Source organism: Fimbriimonas sp. LA-C6, from assembly GCF_055398105.1.
On sequence record NZ_AP038796.1, the window covers coordinates 779,804 to 801,619 of the forward strand.

Here is a 21,816-nt window from a genome sequence, read left to right on the forward strand (position 1 = left end):
GACAAAGCGTGTCTAAGTTCAATCAGGCAATGAAATTTATCTTGGATAGTTACTTGGGCTTTCTAGCTCAGACTCAGCGACGATGATAAACTTGTCGGGGATGAAAGCTAGGATAAGGACTCCTATTACGGCGAAAAGACCGACGACCGCGAGGATGGCTGCGTAGCCTTTGCTTCGGCAGTAGAAGCCTAGACCCCAGAACCAGAGCGTGATTCCTGCGGCGATGAAGGCAAGGGTTAGGCCGGTTGCCGGCATGGAGTTCATGCTGTTTACGACTGTTAGTAGCGGCGTGAATCGTATGATGGCGAGGATGATAAATCCTGCGCCTGCGTAGATGCTTGCCTTCTTCTGGAGATCCTTCTTCTCCTCGAAAGTTCCGTAAATCTCCATGGGTATGTCTAAGCGGACACGATACCCTATCCCCCACTAGCATAGGCTGGCTTTGGAACGGGCTTGCGTATCCGCTGAATCTTCGACTTTGTAAAGATCAGGCAGGAAGGCTAGCGTTACTAAACCGAAGAAACCATAGATAAGACCGTAGCCCTTGCTCAAGGCGTAGTTGCAAGACCCCACAAGGCCTTCGACAGCTCCAAACAGCATGAGGAAGCTGGCCATAGAGTCTGCGACTTCGCTCTTCCCTTGAGTCAAAACCAGCAGGGCTAAGGCACTACTAAACGCTAAGAGTCCTCCGAGGAACATGTATGTGCCTCGTGTGCGGAGATTTTCTTTTTGTTCGAGTGTTCCACGCATGATCAAAAGTGAGATTCCATAGACCTGAGTGACAAACGTCACTAAACTGTCATCGGTTCCTTAATCAAACACAATCTCTCGCGTTGCTAACAGGTAAAGGAGCTGCGAGGACGGGTACCCTCAGTGCAGCATGTCTCTTCTTAATGCCAAGATCGGCCCAAATGCACCTGAGGTTTTCAATACGGTCATCGAGATCCCACGGGGCAGTACGAACAAGTACGAAGTGGATGCCGAGACAGGAACCATCAAGCTGGATCGCGTTCTCTACTCGCCACTGTTCTATCCGTTCGACTATGGTTATATCCCGCAGACGCATTACCTAGATGGTGACCCTCTGGACGTCCTTGTACTTCTCTCGCATCCAACCTTCCCAGGCTGCGTGATTGAAGCATCGGCGATTGGCGTTTTGAAGATGTCCGATGAAAAGGGGCCAGATGAGAAGATCCTTTGCGTTGCGACCAAGGATCCTCGATATGGATACCGGACCTCTTTGGATCAGTTGAACGAGCATACTTTGAAAGAGCTCACCCACTTCTTTGAGGTCTATAAGACACTCGAAGAGAAGTCTGTAGAGATCTACGGATGGGAAGATCGGGACGTAGCAGTTGCCCTGATTGAGAAGTACAGAACCGATAAGACCCAGTAGTCTTTAGCCGCCCAAACGTGCAAGTTTGGGCGGCTTTTCTGTGCCAAAAAATCGTCTTATTTCCCCCTACAATTGCCGGGGGAACATACCGATGAAGACACTATGGCGTCTTATCAAAAACGAACGGAGATCCGACAGTTCATTTTGAACACTGTCAGACTCAACCCAATTGGGCTCGTATCGCTACTCAGCGATCGATTCCAGATTTCACGATCATCTGCTAGAGGGCATCTACACCGGTTAGTCCAGCAGGGACTACTCACAGTGGATGGTCCCCTCAACGCACGCAAGTATCAGTTGAAACCTCTTATTAAGAAGAGCACTCGTGTCGATATTCACGAAGGTGTCCAAGAGGATGTGATCTTCGAGCAGAACTTTGCAGAACTGCTTCGCAACCTTCCAGGCAATGTTTCTGACATCTGCCATTACGGCTTCACTGAAATTGTGAACAATGCTCTCCATCACTCTGGGGGCGAGACAGTTTTCATCCAGTTGACTGTGACTGCCGCTGATGTTCAGTTTGTGGTGATGGACGATGGTGCGGGTGTGTTTAACACGGTTCAGCCGTTGCTGAATCTGGAAGATCGACGACATGCGGTGCTGGAGATGGCGAAGGGCAAGTTTACGACGGATCCTAATCGTCACTCGGGTGAGGGTCTTTACTTCACTACCCGCTGCTTTGATCAGTTTACGATTTCTTGTTCCGGGGTTACACTCGTTGCTGGAGCCGATAAGCAGTGGAGTGTTGAGTCAATCCAGATGGCTCCTCGTGATGGAACCTATGTGTCCATGCTTTTGAGTCTCAACTCGACTCGGACTTTCAATTCTGTGATCGAATCGTTCACCGCCACCAATGACACGAGCTACGGCTTTAGTCGCACGGAGATCCCTGTGAACTCGGCTCGTATTGGTAACACCGCACTGACCTCACGGTCGCAGGCTGAGCGGCTTTTGAACCGCCTTGATCGGTTCCAGGAGATCGTGCTTGATTTCGCAGGGGTACCGCTCATTGGGCAGGCGTTTGCCGACCAGATCTTCCGAGTATATGCGCAGTCACATCCTCATGTGACGCTTCTCCATAAGAATGCGAATCCGAGCGTTGCTCGCATGATTACTCGTGCCCTTGCCGAGGGTCGTCCCACGGTAGTTTACACAAGCGCTGTTGTGGATGCTGAGGCACTAGCAGCCCGTTCCATCGCGTAACTTCAGTCGGTGAGACGCAAATAAAAGAGTCCGGTAGTTCATTGAACTACCGGACTTCTTTAGGCAAATTTACAGCTACTAGGCTGTTGCTGCTTCGGCTTTGAGAGCCTTATTAGCAGCTTTCGCAATTCGTGACTTTCGTCGAGCAGCTTGGTTCTTGTGGATAACGCCTCGCTGAGCAGCCTTGTCTAGGTTCTTTACAGCGGTGACGAGTGCAGTCGTAACCAGTTCCTTGTCGCTAGCAGCCGCAGCTACTCGAACTTTCTTAACGTACGTCTTCAACGCACTCTTGGTCTGCTGGTTTCGTGCACGGTTCTTAGCGTTCCGTCGAAGATCCTTCTTGCTTGATTTGATATTTGCCATGGTTTAGTCGCGAAATTGTAATATACCCGATGTCTCGGGAAAAGTGATCAAGCAACTTGTTTTCGGCTGCTTGACCACTGGTCGTTTTGTTTACTTCTTGATGAATTTCTTCTTCGTCTTGTCGAAGCCTTGATCAACCTTCTTGGCGTCGAAGTGCCACACAGGGCTACCTGATCGCTGGTAGAAGCATTGATAGCTGGACAGGAGCGAAGCGATCAGGCGTCGGCTTGATCGTCGAACAACGTTGACTTCTGCGAGGAGCGTCAAGAAGTCGGCACCCTTTGGCCAGTGGCCCATTACTTGGATCAAGAGATCCAGAGTGGTCTTTCCTTCTGCTTCGGTTGCGATTTGTCGAAGCTCTTCCATTCTCTGGCTGCTGATGTAGACAACCGGATCTGGCTGGTCGAGCCATTCGAATTCGAGAACGTTTGGCTTGCTGGTCTTGGTAAGTGTGAATACTGCACCGTTCTCAACAGGCTGCTCGTACCACCAGTCGAACAGGTTGTACATGAGTCGAGCTTCGGTGTTCATCCAAACCTGGAGCTCTCGTCCTGCTGCGTCGATGAAGATCAGCTCTTGAAGCTTAGGATCTGCATCGAGCCACTCTGTAGGAATTTGGCAGAGCGGGAAGGTTCCGAGTTCTCTGTGGATTGACTTCAGAACGAGTCGCACGCCTTCTGGCATGGTCTTAGGCGCTGGCTGCACATCCTCATCCATCACGTCCGTTGCGAGAGGGTGCTGAAGAAGCTTACGTAGGGTGGTGCTGAGACCATCGTCTGTAAGTTCAACATCGACAGGCTCGCCTTCTTCGTCGAGAATGTCGTTTGTCTCGAACTGGAACGGCTCTGGGACTTCGTGGATATAGTCGGGAACGTCGCCGTTCTTTCTAAATCGATCTCCACCCACCCACTGAAGTTTGTCGCTGCCCTTGAGCGCGTCCATCATGTTGGCAAGGTCGTCTGGGAAGGTCTTGTTGCCGATGGTGATCTCGTAGTTCTCTTCCAGCAGTCGAGTTGCCGTGTAAGAGGACTCGCTTCCAAGAATCTTCGCGATCAGCTTATCGATGTCTTCAGCCTTCACTTCGATTGGAGCGGCATCGTCAAGTTCCACTGTTGGGGCCAGGCGATCTGCCAGCTTTACAGCGGCAGAGATCCACTTCTTGGTATCGATTTCGGGATAGAACATGCCGTCGGCTGCGAATACGTAGCCTGGTACAGCAAGGAGATCTGCGAACACTTGTCGTGAGTCGCACATCAAAATCGTCTTAGGATCTGGGCTGTTGAGGGTTGCGTAGGCAACGGCTCCGAGCACCTTGGCTCGCATCGGCGCACCGATTTCGAGTGCCTTAGCTGCTGCGCCTGGGAGTCTCCAGTTAACGTCGGCGAGTTTGGCTTTTGCTTCTTCTAGTTCTTCGTCGGTGACCTGGTTGAGAGCGAGAGCTCGTGCCAGCTTTTCATCAGTCGCAAAGAATCCCCATCGGGAGAGGGCGACAAATCCATCTTTCGTGATCACGAAGGACTTATCAACCTGTGCAACTCTTTCGACGTTGGCTTCTACTAGCTCGATTGGCTCTCTTCGAACGCGGGAGATTTCTGAGGCCAGAATTTCGAACTGCATAGGGCCGCCAAAGCGATCTAGAGTGATTGCAAGCGACTCGGTGAACGGTCGGCCCAATCCCTGTAGTCTCGCAGCGGGGATCCAGCGTCGCTCGTGGTATGCAAATCGATCTGGGTTAGAGGCCAGCAGCGCTCGGACGGTGGATAAGCTGATGCCTACTCCAGAGAGCTTGTCCGCCAGCTCACCTAGCTTCACAGCGGACTCCATTTCGTGGAGCTTCTCTAAAATGAGTCGGTCTGCGTAGGCTCGTGCGAACTCTTCTTCTTGCTTAATCGCTGGTGTCTTTGCCAAAGGTGTCCTCGTAGCGCACGGATAGTGCGCAACCACCTATTATGCCAGGTTCGGCCTTGTTAAAACTACATCTGATCTTGAGGCTACCGTCTGATAATTGCTACTTGAGTATGAGTTTTGGCCTAGCGGGTGATACTCAAACTTATTAATGCCGATACATATACGGGCCGGCAATATGCCGCACCGGGTTGATCATGAGTCGGATATTTGTCACTCTCACTGCGCTGGCCAGCTTCACTTGTGTGTTTGCCCAAGTCGAACAGCCGAGCAAACAGAAGAGCCTGAACGACATCAATCTTGAAGAATTGATGAAGATGGAGGTGACAATCGCTTCCAAGAAGAGCGAGTCGCTCATGGACGTTGCGGCAGCCATTTACGTCATCACGCAAGATGACATACGGCACTCAGGTGCTACGAGCGTCCCGGATCTGCTCCGAGTTGTGCCTGGCGTGCAAGTAAGTCAAGTTACCGCACACACATGGCGCATCAGCGCTCGCGGTTTCAATGGTCAGATATCCAACAAGCTTCTCGTGATGATTGACGGCCGAAGCGTCTACTCACCCATTTATAGTGGCGTCTACTGGAACTCTCAGAGCGTGGACCTTCCGGACGTGGACCGCATTGAAGTTATTCGGGGACCTGGAGGCTCACTTTGGGGTTCCAATGCCGTGAACGGAATTATCAACATCATCACCAAGCATTCTGTTGATACTCAGGGCGGACTTGCCACGGCCAGCTACGGAAGTCAGGAGAGAACCAAAGATAGCCTCAGATACGGAGGAAAGCTCGGCACTAACGGGACCTATCGCATTTACGGAGCCTATACCGGCGTGGAGGATTTCCCATCAAAAACGGGTGGGCCGAATCATGACGCCTATGAAATTCGACAAGGTGGATTTAGGACCGACTGGGACCGAGGCAAAGACCAGTTCAGCTTCTCTGGGGATGCTTACAACGACCGGGAGAGTGTTCGCTACTTCTACCCAACCCTCTCCGCTCCATTTTCGCAGGCCAATGACTTTAGCTTTGGGCTTGCTGGCCACAATCTCCTGGCGAAGTGGACGAGAACTGAGACTGATGGGACGAGTCATTCGCTTCAAGCATATTGGGACGTTTCCACCAGGGCGGACCCTATCGCTCCGAGCCGAGTTGAGACTGTCAACGGTGCGTACCAGACCGAGTTTCTTCGTGGCCGACACTCGATCGTCTACGGCGCAGACTTCAAACGAAACCGAGAACGAATCGCGCCGACCGTCAATCTGTCGTTTTCTGAGAACGTAACGTTTCAAGACACCTATAGCGCTTTCTTCCAGGATGCCATTCAATCCACGAAGAAGCTAAGTTTTGTGGTTGGTTCTAAGTTCGAGCGAAACAGCTACACGGGCTGGGAGTTTCAACCTAGCTTGCGGATGCTTTACGCACAGAGTAACCAGCAGGTGATGTGGGCTGCCGTCACACGTGCCGTGAGGACACCCAACATGTCGGAGCGATACGTTAAGTCTCACCTGTTCAACGTTTTCGATCCGAATACGGGGCTTCCCGTCCAATGCTGGGCCTTTGGAAATTCAAACTTTCGATCTGAAGATGTGATTGCGCTTGAAGCAGGACTGCGTCTTCGGCCGACACAACGATCTTCGGTCGACTTCACTGCATACTTCAATAAATACAACCACCTCCGCACGGTGGAAGCCCAGACACCGACGTATGTCGCTGCTCCTGTCCCATATATTCAGGCGAACTACTTGTTTGGGAACAAGCTTTATGGCAACACGGCTGGTGTTGAAGTCTCTAGTAAGTTCAAGCCGAGTGATCGATGGTGCGTCACTGCAAATTACACGTACTTCAGCACGCAGCTAAGATTGGACAGCGACAGTAAGGACCAGACTGGAAACTACGGCTCAGATCTGAGAGGGCTTAACCCGAGGCATCAGTTTAGTTTGACCTCGTTCTACAACTTGAGTCGAACTCTGGATCTTGACGCTGTTTTGTACTATACAGACCGCGAGATTGCCAGCCAAGAAGGTCCGTTAACTCGATGCGATATTCGATTAGCTTGGAAGCCCTCAAGCCACTGGGAGATCAGTCTTGTCGGTCAGGATTTGTTTGCCCACGACCATGCGGTGACGCAGTCGGACCTCTTTTCCTCTTCCGGAATTCGACGTCGAAGCCTGTATCTGTCCTCTCAGTGGAAGTTCTAAATGATGAAGTCCCACCTGTCCGATACGTTCGCGGTTCGCCGAGCCTTTCATGGTCGGACACGCTCGTTTCGGGCACAGGTAGGCCGGCATCGCTTGCTGATCCCTGAGGCAGCACGGGAGACCGCCGCATGAAGCGCAGTATCAATCTGTTGGCGGGATGCCTACTGTGCTCGCTTCATGCCACACCTCTTGCCAGAAGCGGGGAATATGAACTTAAAGCGGCCTACATCTTTCACTTCACCAAATATGTAGAGTTTCCAGACAGCGCTTTCAGCGGTTCTAGCTCTCGCTTTGTTGTTGGGATTCTGGGTCAAGACCGATTTGGGAGTGCTTTGGACTCGGCATTTGAAGGGCGATCCGTCGATGGTCACCCTGTGGTGGTCAAGCGGTTCACCGACCTAGCTCAAACCAAAGGCTGTCACATTTTGATCATTTCTTCAAGCGAGAAGCAGAGGATCTCTCAGATCGTTTCCAGTCTCAAAGGCCACTCCACGCTGACTGTGGGTGATAGCCCTGGTATGGCAGAGAAGGGTGTTGTCATAGAGCTCTACATTGAAGAGAACAAGGTCCGGTTTTTCGTAAACGTCGCCTCCGCTCGGTCTTCTCGGCTGAAGATCAGTTCCAAATTGCTTTCACTGGCAAAACGGGTGATTGGAAATTAGTAGGTCCATGTTAAAGAACTTCCCCATTCAGAAGAAACTTGTGATGATCACGATGCTCACCAGCATGGTGGCACTTGCTCTCGCCTCGATCGGAATCTTGACCTACGATCTGCTTTCTGCGCGAAGGTACATGGTGCGGGATCTGAGGACGAAGGCGAAAATCATTGGAGCGAACAGTGGCGCTGCCATTACCTTCGACGATGAGAAAGCGGCCACGGAAGGGCTGATGGCCTTGAGCATGGACAAGCACATTGTGTGCGCAGGTTTGTATAAGAAAGACGGAACACTATTTAGCCAATACACTTCGAAACAGTCGTCAGCAAGATTTCTCCCAACCACTGTGTCAAAGCCAGGCATTGGAGACGACGCCGAAGGTTTTTGGGTGGCTGCTCCCATTTTCCAGAAGCAGGAAATGCTTGGCACTTGCTACTTACGGGAAGATTTCCACGGCTGGTATGCAAGGCTCTACAATGACCTCATCATCGTTGGCCTTCTTCTTCTAGGCTCCGCAGCCATGACCTTCTTTCTTGGGTCACGATTGCAAAGAACCATATCTGGTCCAATTATTGAGCTGGGGCATACCATGCGTTCTATCTCGGAAGAGAAGGACTTCAGCGTGCGCGTATCGACTGAGTCACAGGATGAGATAGGTGCGCTGATCCATGGATTCAACGACATGCTTTCGGAGATCGAGAGTCGAGAGTTGGATCTCCTAGCCAGCCGATCTGAACTTGAAGACAGAGTCAAGGTACGGACTGCTGAACTGGCGAAACAGGTGGAGGACACTCAAAAAGCCGAGCAAGCACTTGCGCTTGCAAATGCGGATCTAGAAGTCGCTGTTCAGCATGCAAATCAGTTGGCGGCAGCCGCACAGGCTGCAAGTACCGCGAAGTCTGAGTTCTTGGCAAATATGAGCCATGAGATCCGTACTCCGATGAACGGCGTCATCGGAATGACAGAGCTCTTGCTGGACACTGGACTGGATGAACAGCAAAAGGATTATGCGCGGACTATCAAGACCTCGGGCGAGTCGCTCCTTTCGATCATCAACGATATTTTAGACTTCTCCAAAATCGAAGCAGGAAAGCTCGGCCTTGAACGCGTTGACACAGATTTTCGCGAGATCTCTGAGGAGGTGGTGGAACTGCTTGCACCAAAGGCTCAGGGTAAACCGATTGAAGTCACGTGTCACATTGACCCTGAGTTGCCGATTTTGCAGTGCGACCCAGTTCGCATTCGACAGATTTTGTTGAACTTAATGGGCAATGCGTTTAAGTTCACGGAGAGTGGCCATATCGGACTCTCGATCAAAGTCCTAGAGCGGGTTGGGAACGAGGTTGCTATTCGGCTGGCTGTCAGCGATACGGGAATAGGGATTTCGGAACCGGCGAAGGCTGGCATTTTCTCAAGCTTCACCCAAGCAGACGGAAGCACTACCCGCAAGTATGGAGGCACAGGTCTTGGGCTCACCATCTGTCGGCAGCTCGTAGAGCTTCTGCAAGGGCAAATCTGGGTGGAGAGCGAACTCGGTTTGGGCTCGACTTTCTTTGTGGATCTTAATCTGCCGCTTGGCCTTGAACAAACCAAACCGGCTGATTCAACGACTCTGGTTGGAAAGCGGATCCTCATCGTCGATGACCTTGAAATGAACCTGACGATTCTATCGAAGCAGTTGGAGGTTTGGGGTTGTGTCCCTACCATGGCCCTTGGCGGTGAAGCCTCACTGGACATCTTAAGGGCGGGTAAACGGTTTGATGCGGTGATTATGGATATGCAGATGCCTGGACTAGATGGCGGTGAGACCGCAAGTCGGATTCACGGTGAGATGGGTATACGGGTCCCAATCGTACTTCTCTCGTCCATTGGAGGAGCCGGGACAATTCCGGACCAGGTTCTAAAGGAATTCTGCCATGTGCTTACCAAACCGGCTCGTCAATTACAAATCTTCAAGACTCTTTCAAGCGCCATTGGCACATCGGTTAAAGAAGCGGACCCAGCCGTTTCCATTCAAGTCGAAAAACCCCTCACAGGTTTGCGTGTGCTTCTTGCTGAAGACAATTTGGTGAACCAGAAAGTAGCCAAGCTGATTTTGACAAAGAGTGGAGCCGAAGTTGTGACAGCTATAAACGGCAACTTTGTGCTTGAACTGCTTGCATCCGATGCATTTGACATTATCCTGATGGACTGCCAGATGCCCGAAAAAGACGGCTTTGAGACGACTGCCGAGATTCGCGCCTCTGACGCACTTTGGCAGTCGATCCCGATCATTGCGCTCACAGCGAACGCTGTTGCGGGTGACCGTGAGACCTGCCTGGCTGCTGGAATGGACGACTATGTCACCAAACCCGTCAAGTCACAGGTGTTGACGGAAACGATTCTGAGGTGCCTTCATCGAGACGATCCAGAAACTCAAGCAGCCTAGATAGGACTCCAAGACGATCCTTGTCTAAATGTCGTACGATATAGGGCACAGGCCGAGCCGGAATAGCCCAATGAAACGACAATCTGGATTCACACTTATCGAACTGCTCGTGGTGATCGCAATCATCGCGATTCTTGCAGGCATCTTGTTCCCTGTTTTCGCTCAGGCCAAGAGGGCTGCGAAGAAGACGGTGTGTGTGAGCAATCTGAAGCAACTCGGGTCAGGCATTGCGCTATACATGGGTGACTACGACGATGTCTTCCCTGCTGCCCTTGACGCGTCGGATAAGTACAGCTCAGACATCTGGTCTGCATTTCCGGAGTTTAAGGATCGAATCCCTTACATGCCTATGTTGCATGAAGCGCTAGAACCGTATGTGAAGAGCAAAGAGGTTTTTCACTGTCCTTCGGATTCGGGCACGGAGGTTTTAGAGAACTTCTTCAAACCGTTCGTCACCGCGCCGAGCATGTACGCGACTTACCACTGTAGTTATTTCTTCCGAACCGAGATCGCGTTCAAATATTTCACACAGACACAGTTCAAGCTTCCTGCCAATGTGAACATCCTGTTTGACGGTGGTGGTCACTGGCATGGAGACGGAAGGGCTCTTACCAAGGAAGATTCGAACTCGTTCACAGGTTATGCCCTGATCCAGACCTATCGATACAACACGCTTTTTGGCGACTTCCATGTACGGAATCTGAACTACAACCAGTTGCAGACCGCTTGGCAGACGCCGCTCTAACGGATGTTGAAGTATTTCGCGTTCGGGTGGTGAACCACCAAGGCGCTTGTTGATTGTTCTGGCGAGAGCATGAACTCTTCAGTCAATTCGATTCCGATGTCTTGAGGCTTCAGAAGCTCCATCAGTTTCACCTGATCTTCTAAGTTGGGACAGGCGGGGTAACCGAAGGAGTAGCGAGCGCCGTGGTACTTCGCGCTGAACAGGAGTCTCATGTCTTCGGGCTCCTGGTCATCAATGCCCATTTCAGAGCGCATCTGTTTGTGCCAATACTCGGCGAGTGCTTCGGCTGTCTCAACGCCCATTCCATGGACGTAGAGGTAGTCCTCGAAGGCACCGGATGCGAAGAGGCTTCTCTCGTGCTTGGAAACTTCTTCGCCTACTGTGACGATCTGGAATCCAACTACATCGAGATTTGACTCCGATGGGTTCTGGGGCTTTTCCTTGAAGAAATCGCTGAGGCATTGTCGTTTCATGTCCCGCTGACGTGGGAATGTGAATCTCAGGCGCTCTGTCTTGAAATCGTCATGGTAAATGATGAGATCGTTACCCTCGCTGGCGCACGGGAAGTAGCCCCACTTCACACGAGGTTTCAAAACGTTGGCGAGCTCCCGCTTGAGACGTTCGAAGATAGGAACAGCTGTATCTTGCAGATACTTGTTGAAGTCGGGGTTGGACATTCCATCCGGGCGCTTATATTGCCACTGGCCTCGAATGAGCGCGATGGGGTTGATGTATTTGTAGAGTTCGAAGATGTCGAACTTCATGTTTCGCTGATCGCCGTAGAACGGGATCGCTGGTGGGTTTTCTAGCGGCTGGACGTCTGACTTGATTCCTGTAAAGGTGTAGAGTTCTGGATCGAGAACATCGGTTCTGTGACTCTTCACACGTGGCGTGCTTTCATCTGGCGAGCTGTAGTCAACTGGCAGTTCTATCGGTTGGGCATCCTCACCGCAGAGTTCGCCCATGAGCCTCAGTCCCTCAAAGGCATCCTTCGCGTAGAAGACCTGACCATTGTAGATCGCCCGAAGATCCTCCTCTACGTAACCTCGTGTAAGGGCTGCTCCACCAAGGATGACTGGAAAAGCAGAGAGTTCTCTTTGATTCATCTCCAGCAAGTTCTCCTTCATGATGAGGGTGCTCTTAACAAGCAGGCCGCTCATCCCCACTACTTGGCACTTGTGTTCGATGGCCTTCTCAAGAATATTGTTGATCGGCTGCTTAATGCCGATGTTGACCACACGGTATCCGTTGTTCGAGAGAATGATATCGACGAGGTTTTTGCCAATATCGTGAACGTCTCCTGAAACCGTTGCGAGCAGAATCGATCCTTTCTCGCTTCCCTCTACCTTCTCCATGTGAGGCTCTAGGTGCCGGACCGCAGTCTTCATCACTTCGGCACTTTGGAGAACGAATGGGAGTTGCATTTTGCCTGCTCCAAACAGCTCGCCGACGGTCTTCATTCCTGCCAGCAGGATCTCGTTGATGATGTGAAGGGGTGGGTGAACCGCAAGGGCGGCATCTAAGCGAGCATCGAGACCTTTCTTGATGCCATCCACGATGTGCTTTTCAAGAGACTGCTCAACGGTAAGGCCCTCGAATGGGTCCGCACTGGTGTTGGCGGCTTTCACATTCTCGAATCTGGCCATTAACTCAATGAGCGGATCGTATGTACAGACCAGTTCTTGAGAATTCGGAGTATCGCTCACTTATGCAAGTGTACCGGGGACACCGGATAGCGTTGCTGGTCGCCTACGAACTGAACCTCACTACCGCAATGGAGCTTCGATGATTAGGCAAATAGACTCTAGTGCTTAAACACCAGATAGATCGCTGCGATAGCCGAAAGCGAGAGGATGACGGATGTGAAGATCTTCTCCGGGATATGTGGCAAGAGTTTCTTACCCATCAGAGCACCGATCACCAAGAGTGGGAGTACGAGCAAGTCTAGCTTCAGGGTCTCTACGGTTGCCAGTGGAGACTTAGCGTTCGCAGTTAGCAGGAGCACGAAGGGGAGCTTCACTAGGTTGAAGATGAAGAAGTACCAAGCTGTGGTGCCCATAAGCTTGGTCTTGGGCAATCCCGCTGCCGTCATGTAGATGGACATGATGGGGCCAGCGGCATTGCTTGCCATGGTTGTGAACCCGGCTAAGACTCCTGTTGCGACCGTGCCTACAGGGGAGTGAGGCACCATTTTGTCTCCGAGCTTCCCTCGCAAAAGGTGGATTCCCAACATGGCGAGTACCGTTCCGCCGATGATTGGGTTAAGTAGATCTTTGACTCCTTTGCCTTCCGGCAAGAGCTTCAGAAAGGCGGCACCTGCAAATATCCCGAGGATCACCCATGGCGCCAACTGCTTGAGCCTTCCCCACTCGGCGTCTTTGCTGTAGAAGTAGACGGCAAAACAATCTGCCGCAATGAGCAACGGAAGGGTGGCTCCTATCGAGAGGCGTCCTCCGAACACCGCAGCCATCATTGGCACGACGAGGATGCCAGAGCCTGGGACACCGGTCTTTGAGAAGCCAACTAAGAGAGCGGCTCCACAGAGAAGCGCAATCTGCCACCATACGTGGATCACGGGCCTATTTTGCCTGAAGTCGTTCTATCTGATTTGGCGTGATGAGAAATGGGCATCTAGGAAGTACGCGAAGGCGATCACGGGGACCACGAAAAAGAAGGCCGCGAGGAACTGGCCGCATGCTGTCATAAAGTCGAACTCAATCATAAGATTCTCCTGCTGATGGATATCTTAGGTTGAGCCTGGATGCCTTGCCATCGGTCGCTGGTCTGAGTTTGAAAGCCGTGCGGGGAGGACAAATCTGGGACCCTCTCCGGCCTTCGAACAGAACTAATAAGTTAAGGGCTTGACAAACCTGGAACCAATAGGGATAATATTCAATTGTACCGCGGGGTGGAGCAGTCTGGTAGCTCGTCGGGCTCATAACCCGGAGGTCATAGGTTCAAATCCTATCCCCGCACCCAATATCTACCAGGAAGGCAGACGAAGTAAATCTTTAGTCGCCTAGCATAAGTAAGACCAGTTTAAGCTGGTCTTTTTGCTTTATCCAGTCCCATTTGAACTCAAATCCCATTTGCATTGGTTCTGGAAACAGGATATTTCCCAACAACAGTTACGTGTCTGTCTCTATTAAGTTTGTTCTGGACAACCCCGATACTCGTCGAGCGGTTTATAGCGTGCCACAGAAATAACTCGCTGCCTTATGGGAAGTTCCCTGCTCGGTTAGATGTGAATCCCTCTTCAACTAGGTTTGGCTAAGGCTCCCCCGGACTTTCGGTCCGAGCCCTACCAGCACATCTGTAAAATGACGTTCAATCTATGTCATCGCGCACTTGGCTTGCAAAAGCGAAACATCTCTATGATCTTGGCAATCATCTTTATACGCTGAAACCTGGCCAAGAGTGGGATGACAAGCGCGAGTCTTTGGCCATGCGGAACCGCGTGACTCGGTACAGTCAGCCTCTCCCAGTGGCCGAAGAGTTTATGAACCTGTACGGAGCGCGAATGCATGACGCCTACATTCTGGGAATGGAGCGCTCTCGAGACGAGTTCACGTTGAGGCTGCACTGTCGATACGCGGACAATTTTGATCATCATCTTTCTAAGATCCTTGGAGTTGCGCCACACGAGAAAACCTGGCCGGTCGAGTTGAGGCTTACTGGCGTGAACTTTGTTCGATCGGCCAGGCCTGACCTATATGGGAATTTACGCTTTTTTGACTGGCGACGGATTGGGGGGATGCGCAAAACTGGACGTGACGAATTCATTGATGATTGGTTCTTCCAGGAAAATGGGCGACTCCAATGGATCGCAGAGTTGTGGTTAGGTGCTTGGAGACATACCGCTGGGAGCCCTGATGTGTACTTGATGATTGATTGCGCTGCGGCATCTGGCGTCGATCTTCGAGCGAATGCGTTGGTCAAATTGTTCGGCGAGTCTGTGCTTCCCATTTGGAACGATGCAACTCATCAGATCGGGTGTGATGACAATATCCAGGCGCTATGGACAGCAGATTACATCCGCGACCGTATGAAGTTTCACGGACTCACTCCTCGCGACTTCTTATGCGCTCTAATGTAGGAGGACCTTCACAGAATCGAAATTATCTCGATTTCACATCTTTTTCTTGCCGTGGCACAAAATCTGCGATATGATGAAATGTCAGGAACGAAACTTCATTTAGAAGCAATTCCTCCTGTACCCAGCCATCCTTTATAATGGCCGCCTTACATAAGGGCGGCCTTTTTTACAGGTAATTATCAGCTTTGGGCCAGAATGTTTCACGAATTGGAAACAGTGCGCACTTTTGAGAGATATCTTATAGTCCATCAGATATGAACAGTCGACGCGCATTCACCCTCATTGAACTTCTTGTTGTGATTGCGATCATTGCAATCCTGGCTGCGATCCTGTTCCCCGTTTTTGCCCAGGCCAAGGAAGCCGCCAAGCAGACCGCGTGTCTAAGCGGTACCAAGCAGATTGCGTTGGCTGAGCTTCTGTATGCGAATGATGTGGATGATGTGATCATCCCAAGTAACACTCAGTTGAACAGCGCCCCCATCAATGTGCAGATCGCCGGGTCTTGGGTTACGATCATTCAGCCTTATATGAAGAGCAGTCAACTTCTGTTCTGCCCTTCCTTCAGCGAAAGCAGTCTCAAGAAAGCGATGGATCGCAATGAATGCGAAGGCTGGCCTTCGAACCAGGCGGACTATTCGGTGCTTCCTAGCGATGGGAAATATCTTTCCCACTACGGCATTGCAAAGCGTCATGGGCGTATTGATGGATGCAAGGACACTGCCGAATTCGATCCTTACTTCAGCTACCCCGGTAGCGGATGGAACTACGGTGCGCCGTACTCTCCGAGTTTTGAATCGATCAGTTTCAGTTCCGTGGTAGAAGTGGCTCGCACGGCCAACATTGGGGATGCGTTCACTGCTGTGAATGCGAACAAATCTGAGGTCGTCACGAAATTTGGTTGTGAGGCTCAGTTCCGCCACAAGGGCGACGGCGGCAGTTTCAGCTTCCTGGATGGACACAGCAAGTACATCAAAGGCAACGCGGAAACGGTTCACAGTACAGACAGTTCGGGATGTGTTTACGAGACCTATTTCTCGTACGACAAGTAGTTAATCCTTAACACTTACCTTAACAAGCCTCGGTATCCTCAGGTTAATGAAGCGATACCTAGGCCTTGCCGCCATCGCAATTGCGGCCTCTGCATCGGCCCAAAGCCCTAAGATCGGCGTAAAACCTCCCCGTCTTGTACTGCTGGTCTCGATTGACCAGTTCCGAGCGGACTATGTGCAGCGATTTGCTCCTCACCTCTTGTCCCCCCGCACTGGTGGAAAGATTGGTGGCTTTAGGTTCCTTACAGAAACCGGCGTGCAGTACCTGGACGCTCACCATCACCACATTCCTACCGCCACAGGACCTGGTCACTCCATCCTCATGACTGGTTCGGTTCCGGCAATCAATGGCATCATTGGGAACGATTGGTGGGATCGTGAAGCTGGCATCGTTCACTATGTGACGGATGACGCCACGGTTGAGACAGTTGGCGGGAAGAGCAAACCGATGAGTCCGGCCCCCCTGAAGGTAACCACTGTGGGTGATGAACTCAAGATGGCTACCAATGGTAAGTCGAAAGTAGTGGGAGTGGCGTTCAAGGATCGAGCCGCTATCCTGATGGCGGGTCACGCCGCGGACACGGTCATCTGGTTTGACCCATCAACAGGAAACTGGGTCACGAGCAGCTTCTATGCTCCGTCCAAGAAGCTCCCAACGTGGGTCGATGAGATCAACAAGTCGCGCCAAGCCGATTCCGCGCTGGGCAAGAGCTGGGAGCCGCTGCTTCCAGCAGAGGCCTACGAGCTTTCTCGCAGAGCTCCTGCTGAAAAGGCTGCTGAGAACGGGAAGGTTTTCTCTCACAAGATTGGTGGTTCTGCCATTAACAAAGGCTACTTTGGGGACTTTGCCAAGAGTGGATTTGGCCAGGAATTCGTTTTCAAGACAGTTGAGCGTGCCATTGATGCAGAGAAGCTTGGGCAGAACTCTGTGCCAGACATCCTCGTGGTGAATCTCTCCACCAACGACTACGTGGGACACCAGTACGGGCCAAACAGCCCTGAGGTGATGGACATCACGCTGCGGACGGACCGACTTCTGAGTGAGTTGTTTAACACGCTCAACAAGAAGATCCCAGGTGGAATCGACAACGTCGACATCGTGGTGACTGCGGACCATGGCGTCTGTCCTATCCCTGAAGAGTCCCACAATGTGTACAAGACAGCTGCTGGTCGTCAGCCTGGCAGCCTTGCCAAGCCGATTAAGGCCGCCATTGTCGCTAAATTTGGCGAAGGTGACTGGGTCCTTGGTGATGGTCTGTATGAGCAGAACTTCTACTTGAATCGAAAGACAATTGAAGCAAAGGGTCTCAAGGCAGAAGATGTGGAGAAAGTAGCTGCTGAGGCAGCCATGAAGATTCCGGGCGTTTACACTGCTTTCACCAGAACCCAGTTGCTAAACAACCAGGTTCCGCAGTGGGATTGGGTTCAGATGGCGACAAACGGCTTCAGCCCAACCTTGGGCGGAGATCTATTGATCTTTGAGGCTCCAGGCTGGCAGTTGGATACAGGAACTGGAACCGGGCACGGCTCTCCTTGGGCTTATGACTCCCACATTCCGATCATGACTCGCTTCAAAGGTCAGACCCCGCAGAAGGTGAGTCGAACGGTCTACACCCACGACATCGCGAGCACTCTGAGCCTGCGACTTGGCATTGAATACCCCTCCGGCAACATCGGCAAGCCTCTCACGGAAGCTCTGCCGAAGTAGTTCATTTGCTTCTCTCCTTCGCTGCTTCATTCAGACAGCGAAGGAGCGATCCTCAGTCCAGCTTCGGCACCAGAACGGCTGCCAGGAGGCAAACTCCTCCTGCGAAGTAGTAGGGGGCGGCGGGAATGAAGTCAAACATCGCGCCACCTAGAATCGGCCCAAGCACGAACCCGATGGACCTTGTGCCTTGAAGTAGACCGAACAGTTCGCCTTGACGACTATCTGGGGTGAGCTTGCTACACAGGCCGTTCACGGTCGGATTTGCCACACTGGAACCTAATGCGAACAGTGTGCTTGCCACAAAGAGAGTGGCCAGTCCCGGAACAAAGGCAGCCAAGGTGCCAGCCAGCGGGTTCAGCGCAAGCCCTACTCCCTGTGACACGTAGGCTGAACGAAGCAGGATGGCATCTTTGTATCGCTTCGTTAGCCAAGCCAGAAGGAGCGCTTGGATGGCAAATCCCAACATGGCTTCGTAACCGAATAGGAAACCAAATTCAAGTTGGTCGTAGCCAAGCATGAGTTTGATCAGCCGCGCGAATGTTCCTTCAAGAGTCGCCAGAGACAGCCAGGCGACGATGGCAATCAGGACGAGCGGGCGAAGATGCGGTAGATCATTGAGCAGGCGGAGATCGATGATTTTGCGAGTCTCTGGTTCTCGGGGTTTGGGAGTTGTTTTGTGAGGGAGTTCGATGGCGATCCACAACACGCCAAGCAGTGAGGCAGCACCCGCGACATAGCCCAGCACGTGATGGCCGAAGCTGTGGACAATCACTCCGCCCAGGGGTGGGCCGACGATTAAGCCGAGAGAGATGGCGGCTCCGACTCTTCCCAAAGCCGCTGTTCGGGACTCGCCCTCGTGGGTGTCTGCGATATAGGCCTGTGCGATGGCAACATTTGCGCCACCTAATCCCGCCAAGAGTCGGCTTGCAAACAGCATCCAGAGGCTTGTAGCAACGCCGTACGTGAGCATTGCTAGTCCTGAGAGGGCGGTGCAGATTATTAGCACCTTCTTGCGACCTGCATGGTCCGAGTAGACCCCCCATTTTGGAGAGACCAAGAACTGGACGATGAACATGAACGCCAGCAAGGCTCCGATGGTGGCTCCCTTGGGGAAACCTTCGGGGACAAGGGCTTGTGCTCGGAGTTGAATGTCGGAAACGATCATCCCAAATCCGAACAGATCTAGGAAAACCGCGGCATAGAGCGGCCACTCCGACCGCGAGGTTCGCATGTTTGAGAGTGTGACTGAATCGCCTGGCTTTTGCTAGACCCTGCGGGGGTTCCGTAGACTCGCAATATTCTCTAAGTCTCCTGCGAATTGTTTCGTGATTCCCAACAATAGCGAGGAAGTGCGTATATGAATGGTGTTAACAACCCTAAATTCTGTACCGAAAGTGCCAATTGAAAAAGGTAATATATGTTATGGAGTTGCAATAGCAGCTTCACGATCCAGTTGTTTTGAGTGTTTTGTCAGACCTTTAGACCTAATCGTCCCGGAAAGGCAAGCAGTCGGAACAAGCGAAGATCAATACTGCGTATACGAAATAAAAATATTGCAAAAAGAATGAACTAAACGGTCTCTCCGATCCGTTTATCATCTTGGAAAACAATTTTATAAGGTTTCTAGACCATACAAGGCGCCCTGGCTTGATCCGGGGGCCGAGAACCTACGATATGTAGGAAGTGGCATCGGCTGTCGAGATATAAGCAAGCTTGACAGCCTTTTTCTTTTTGCCTGGTACCCTCTAGGCATGCGCAACAAACTCGACATCCTCGTCCTGATTTACGCGATCCTGTTGATCGTGCTTGGAATCATCGGCTTCGTTGGAGTTGGCCCGAACGCGAAACACAGTTTGGTCTCCATCATCGCAGGCGGAGGCATGGGTGCCATCGTTATCGGACTTCTTGCTTACGGAAAGACCAATCCCAGAGTCGGGCGCATCGGAACTGCAGTTGTCTCACTTCTCGCTTTCGGACAGGTAATTCCTAAGTTCATTCACGGCACGCAAATGTGGCATCACTACATGATTGGCTCAAGTTCACTAATCGTGTTCGTTGCTCTACTCGCTGGGCATCTCATGGCCAAGAGCAAGAGTGCTGCTGCTGGGCCTCTCGAAGGCAGCAAGTAACAACGCGACCAAGATGATGCCTGCTCCCGCATAGAGTTGCGGAGTGGGCATCTCTCCAAGAGCCACCCACCCTAGTAACGCTGAAAGCGGCGGCTGAAGTAATAGTGTGACGACCATTAACGAAAGGGGCGATTTCTCGACCAGGATGTACCACATCCCGAAGCAGATGAGGCCTGCGAACACCACGAGATAGCCCACTGCGCCGAAAGCCTGCCAACCTGGATTCGCCAGTTTAAAAGGCAGAGCGGGCAGCGACAAACACGAAAGGATTCCGAAGACGGTCGCGTTGCCGACGATCTCATACGTCAAGATAGCGATGCCCGAGGATCGCTTGACGAGCCTTGCAGATAAGACACCTCCCGTACACTCTGCAAACGTCCCGAGTAGGTACATCAAGTTCCCTTTGGTATCACCGTCGATCTTTGGGATGCCAAAGCCAACTACCACCAAGTAGGCCCCTATGGAACCGAGCACGATGGCGACAATGCGGGAGGAGCCAGCTTTCTCTTTGAGGATGAGAAATGCCATAGCTGCCGTCCACACGGGCGAGGTGGCGTTCAAAACGGTTCCACCCACTGTGGATGCTCCCTGGGTCAAAGCGAAGTAGTAGAGCACGTGGGCAGGCCCAAAGAGTCCTAGCCCAATTGCTAGGGCGTACCATCTGTCTTTTACGTCTGGCTGCCGGAACTTCGCTAACTCGCGTAGCTTCGGGACTTGAAGACCTAGAACCAGAAGTGCGCAGAGCGTTCCCCAACGGAACATCCCCACCGCAAGTGGAGACATTCCGTGTGTCGTAGCAAGCCGCACCATGACGTTCACGGGCGTCCAAAGAACGTTTAGGACGATGAGAACAGCGAACAGACGGCGGGTGTCTAAGCCTTGGCCCTGGGTCACTCGAACCGCAACAGAGGCATCCGACGCACTTCCGCCTCCACCAGCTTCTCGCCCACATGAACCGTGACCAGTTCTCGCTCTTCGGCCGCTTCGTTTCGGATCATGGCCGCTCCGATATGGCCGAAGTCGGGTGAGAATGCTGCACTGGTCACGACGCCTGCCTCTTTCCTCGCACCATGCGAAATGGTCGCTCCGACTTCCAATGGCTCTTCAGATATGAGCCCCATCCAAGTTCGGTTAGTATGGCCACGGCTGTGAATGCGCATGAGCACTTCTTGGCCCATGTAGCAGCCTTTGTTGTAGCTCACGTGCCGGCTGATGAACGCCCCACCTAGCTCTGGTGGGAAAGTCTTGTGGTTCATGTCCCGACCGAAGATCGGCACACCTGCTTCAAGGCGAGCGATATCGTAAGCCTCTTGGCCGATAGGCTTGAATGCCTTGCGGAGTTTCTTTTCTGCCTTAGGAGCGGACTTAGGTATCCAAATATCCCATCCGCCTAAACCGGTTCTGTTAGACCTCAAGCAGAAAACCTCTCCATCTTCTAAGGGACTTGTTCCTGCATCAAGACTAGGCAGCGTTAGAAGTTGAGTAAGTTGTTGGGTCGCGTCGGGTCCCTGAATTGAGAGGAGCGTATAGCTGTCGGAAACATGCTGTCCGACTACGTCTTCGACGATCACCATTTGCTCAATGCGTTGCATGACATCTGGCACGGTTTCTGGTGCTGTTGCAAAGACGATACGGTCAGAAAGTGCCCATGCTTCGACCACGGCAAGAATGTGCCCCGTGGCTGCGCAGAAGCAAAATGAGTTCGAGATTCCGTTCTCTAGTCGGCGGACGTCGTTCGTAGCCTGACCTTGCAACCAACCCTTGCGGTCATCACCTGTCAGTTCAACAAGACCTAGGTCTAATTGCAAAAGCCCACATGTATCTCTTAACAGATCGTATTCTGCAAGAGCCTTCTCTGTTATGTTATCTAGTAGATCGGACATCGCTGGTCTAAGCCCCGGCAGTTGGTCTGTAAAAACGAGCCGTCGGAGAGGCGT

General features: G+C 52.0%; 19 protein-coding genes, 1 tRNA gene and 1 pseudogene. 11 read left to right on the forward strand and 10 right to left on the reverse strand.

All coding sequences use genetic code 11. The features are described from left to right. Positions 1 to 36: 36 nt before the first annotated feature. Together ACZ51B_RS03715 and ACZ51B_RS03720 are read right to left on the reverse strand one after the other, a co-directional pair. On the reverse strand, positions 37 to 390 hold the full coding sequence (locus ACZ51B_RS03715; protein WP_464295889.1) for a hypothetical protein: 354 nt from the start codon (positions 388 to 390) through the stop codon (positions 37 to 39). 36 nt (positions 391 to 426) lie between these two features. Then, complete coding sequence (locus ACZ51B_RS03720) at positions 427 to 750, reverse strand: hypothetical protein (protein WP_464295890.1); 324 nt, start codon at positions 748 to 750, stop codon at positions 427 to 429. A gap of 130 nt (positions 751 to 880) precedes the next feature. On the opposite strand from ACZ51B_RS03720, the gene ACZ51B_RS03725 reads away from it, so the two are divergent. Beyond that, entirely contained in the window at positions 881 to 1,396 is a 516-nt protein-coding gene (locus ACZ51B_RS03725) for an inorganic diphosphatase (protein ID WP_464295891.1), read from the forward strand. Positions 1,397 to 1,498: 102 nt separating this feature from the next. Then, positions 1,499 to 2,599: an STAS-like domain-containing protein gene (locus ACZ51B_RS03730; protein WP_464295892.1), complete on the forward strand. Its 1,101-nt coding sequence runs from the start codon at positions 1,499 to 1,501 to the stop codon at positions 2,597 to 2,599. A 78-nt stretch (positions 2,600 to 2,677) separates the two neighbouring features. Here the strand turns inward: ACZ51B_RS03730 and rpsT are convergent, their stop codons facing one another. Both rpsT and ACZ51B_RS03740 read right to left on the reverse strand, forming a co-directional pair. Beyond that, on the reverse strand, positions 2,678 to 2,962 hold the full coding sequence (gene rpsT / locus ACZ51B_RS03735) for a 30S ribosomal protein S20 (RefSeq protein ID WP_464295893.1): 285 nt from the start codon (positions 2,960 to 2,962) through the stop codon (positions 2,678 to 2,680). Between the two features lie 90 nt (positions 2,963 to 3,052). Next, positions 3,053 to 4,870 (reverse strand): hypothetical protein, encoded by a 1,818-nt coding sequence (locus ACZ51B_RS03740; RefSeq protein WP_464295894.1) that lies wholly within the window; start codon positions 4,868 to 4,870, stop codon positions 3,053 to 3,055. 194 nt (positions 4,871 to 5,064) lie between these two features. On the opposite strand from ACZ51B_RS03740, the gene ACZ51B_RS03745 reads away from it, so the two are divergent. The 4 genes from ACZ51B_RS03745 (at position 5,065) to ACZ51B_RS03760 (ending at position 10,897) form a co-directional block, all read left to right on the forward strand. Further along, a complete protein-coding gene (locus ACZ51B_RS03745; RefSeq protein WP_464295895.1) occupies positions 5,065 to 7,068 on the forward strand; it encodes a TonB-dependent receptor plug domain-containing protein in 2,004 nt (667 codons plus the stop codon). Positions 7,069 to 7,196: 128 nt separating this feature from the next. Continuing rightward, complete coding sequence (locus ACZ51B_RS03750) at positions 7,197 to 7,730, forward strand: TOL_0243 family YfiR-like periplasmic protein (protein WP_464295896.1); 534 nt, start codon at positions 7,197 to 7,199, stop codon at positions 7,728 to 7,730. Positions 7,731 to 7,737: 7 nt separating this feature from the next. Then, positions 7,738 to 10,152, forward strand: a complete 2,415-nt coding sequence (locus ACZ51B_RS03755; protein ID WP_464295897.1) for a sensor histidine kinase, YfiR-like protein-associated — start codon at positions 7,738 to 7,740, stop codon at positions 10,150 to 10,152. A 70-nt stretch (positions 10,153 to 10,222) separates the two neighbouring features. After that, positions 10,223 to 10,897: a type II secretion system protein gene (locus ACZ51B_RS03760; RefSeq protein ID WP_464295898.1), complete on the forward strand. Its 675-nt coding sequence runs from the start codon at positions 10,223 to 10,225 to the stop codon at positions 10,895 to 10,897. Here the strand turns inward: ACZ51B_RS03760 and ACZ51B_RS03765 are convergent. The 3 genes and pseudogenes from ACZ51B_RS03765 to ACZ51B_RS03775 all read right to left on the reverse strand — a co-directional run bounded on the left by ACZ51B_RS03765 (position 10,894) and on the right by ACZ51B_RS03775 (position 13,472). Then, positions 10,894 to 11,862 carry a vitamin B12 dependent-methionine synthase activation domain-containing protein gene (locus tag ACZ51B_RS03765; RefSeq protein WP_464297166.1) on the reverse strand — a complete coding sequence of 323 codons (969 nt, stop codon included), beginning with the start codon at positions 11,860 to 11,862 and terminating at the stop codon, positions 10,894 to 10,896. The genes ACZ51B_RS03760 and ACZ51B_RS03765 overlap by 4 nt on opposite strands. After that, a pseudogene (locus tag ACZ51B_RS03770) lies at positions 11,845 to 12,564 on the reverse strand (B12-binding domain-containing protein); the annotation flags it as partial. The gene ACZ51B_RS03765 and the pseudogene ACZ51B_RS03770, both read right to left, overlap by 18 nt. Positions 12,565 to 12,701: 137 nt before the next feature. Next, entirely contained in the window at positions 12,702 to 13,472 is a 771-nt protein-coding gene (locus ACZ51B_RS03775; RefSeq protein WP_464295899.1) for a sulfite exporter TauE/SafE family protein, read from the reverse strand. Positions 13,473 to 13,799: 327 nt separating this feature from the next. Here ACZ51B_RS03775 and ACZ51B_RS03780 point away from each other — a divergent pair. The 4 genes from ACZ51B_RS03780 to ACZ51B_RS03795 all read left to right on the forward strand — a co-directional run bounded on the left by ACZ51B_RS03780 (position 13,800) and on the right by ACZ51B_RS03795 (position 17,750). Continuing rightward, positions 13,800 to 13,876, forward strand: a tRNA-Met gene (locus ACZ51B_RS03780). A 355-nt stretch (positions 13,877 to 14,231) separates the two neighbouring features. Continuing rightward, a complete protein-coding gene (locus ACZ51B_RS03785; RefSeq protein WP_464295900.1) occupies positions 14,232 to 14,993 on the forward strand; it encodes a hypothetical protein in 762 nt (253 codons plus the stop codon). Positions 14,994 to 15,247: 254 nt separating this feature from the next. Then, the gene (locus ACZ51B_RS03790; RefSeq protein WP_464295901.1) at positions 15,248 to 16,042 is read left to right on the forward strand and encodes a prepilin-type N-terminal cleavage/methylation domain-containing protein; all 795 of its coding nucleotides are present in this window, start codon (positions 15,248 to 15,250) and stop codon (positions 16,040 to 16,042) included. Between the two features lie 46 nt (positions 16,043 to 16,088). Beyond that, complete coding sequence (locus ACZ51B_RS03795; RefSeq protein WP_464295902.1) at positions 16,089 to 17,750, forward strand: alkaline phosphatase family protein; 1,662 nt, start codon at positions 16,089 to 16,091, stop codon at positions 17,748 to 17,750. A gap of 52 nt (positions 17,751 to 17,802) precedes the next feature. Here the strand turns inward: ACZ51B_RS03795 and ACZ51B_RS03800 are convergent, their stop codons facing one another. Beyond that, a complete protein-coding gene (locus ACZ51B_RS03800) occupies positions 17,803 to 18,981 on the reverse strand; it encodes an MFS transporter (RefSeq protein WP_464295903.1) in 1,179 nt (392 codons plus the stop codon). Between the two features lie 520 nt (positions 18,982 to 19,501). Between ACZ51B_RS03800 and ACZ51B_RS03805 the strand changes: the two genes are divergently transcribed. After that, on the forward strand, positions 19,502 to 19,879 hold the full coding sequence (locus ACZ51B_RS03805) for a hypothetical protein (protein WP_464295904.1): 378 nt from the start codon (positions 19,502 to 19,504) through the stop codon (positions 19,877 to 19,879). Here the strand turns inward: ACZ51B_RS03805 and ACZ51B_RS03810 are convergent. Both ACZ51B_RS03810 and ygfZ read right to left on the reverse strand, forming a co-directional pair. Next, positions 19,811 to 20,773 (reverse strand): DMT family transporter, encoded by a 963-nt coding sequence (locus ACZ51B_RS03810; protein WP_464295905.1) that lies wholly within the window; start codon positions 20,771 to 20,773, stop codon positions 19,811 to 19,813. The genes ACZ51B_RS03805 and ACZ51B_RS03810 overlap by 69 nt on opposite strands. After that, positions 20,770 to 21,762: a CAF17-like 4Fe-4S cluster assembly/insertion protein YgfZ gene (ygfZ, locus tag ACZ51B_RS03815; protein WP_464295906.1), complete on the reverse strand. Its 993-nt coding sequence runs from the start codon at positions 21,760 to 21,762 to the stop codon at positions 20,770 to 20,772. The genes ACZ51B_RS03810 and ygfZ overlap by 4 nt, the downstream gene beginning before the upstream one ends. Between the last annotated feature and the right edge of the window lie 54 nt (positions 21,763 to 21,816).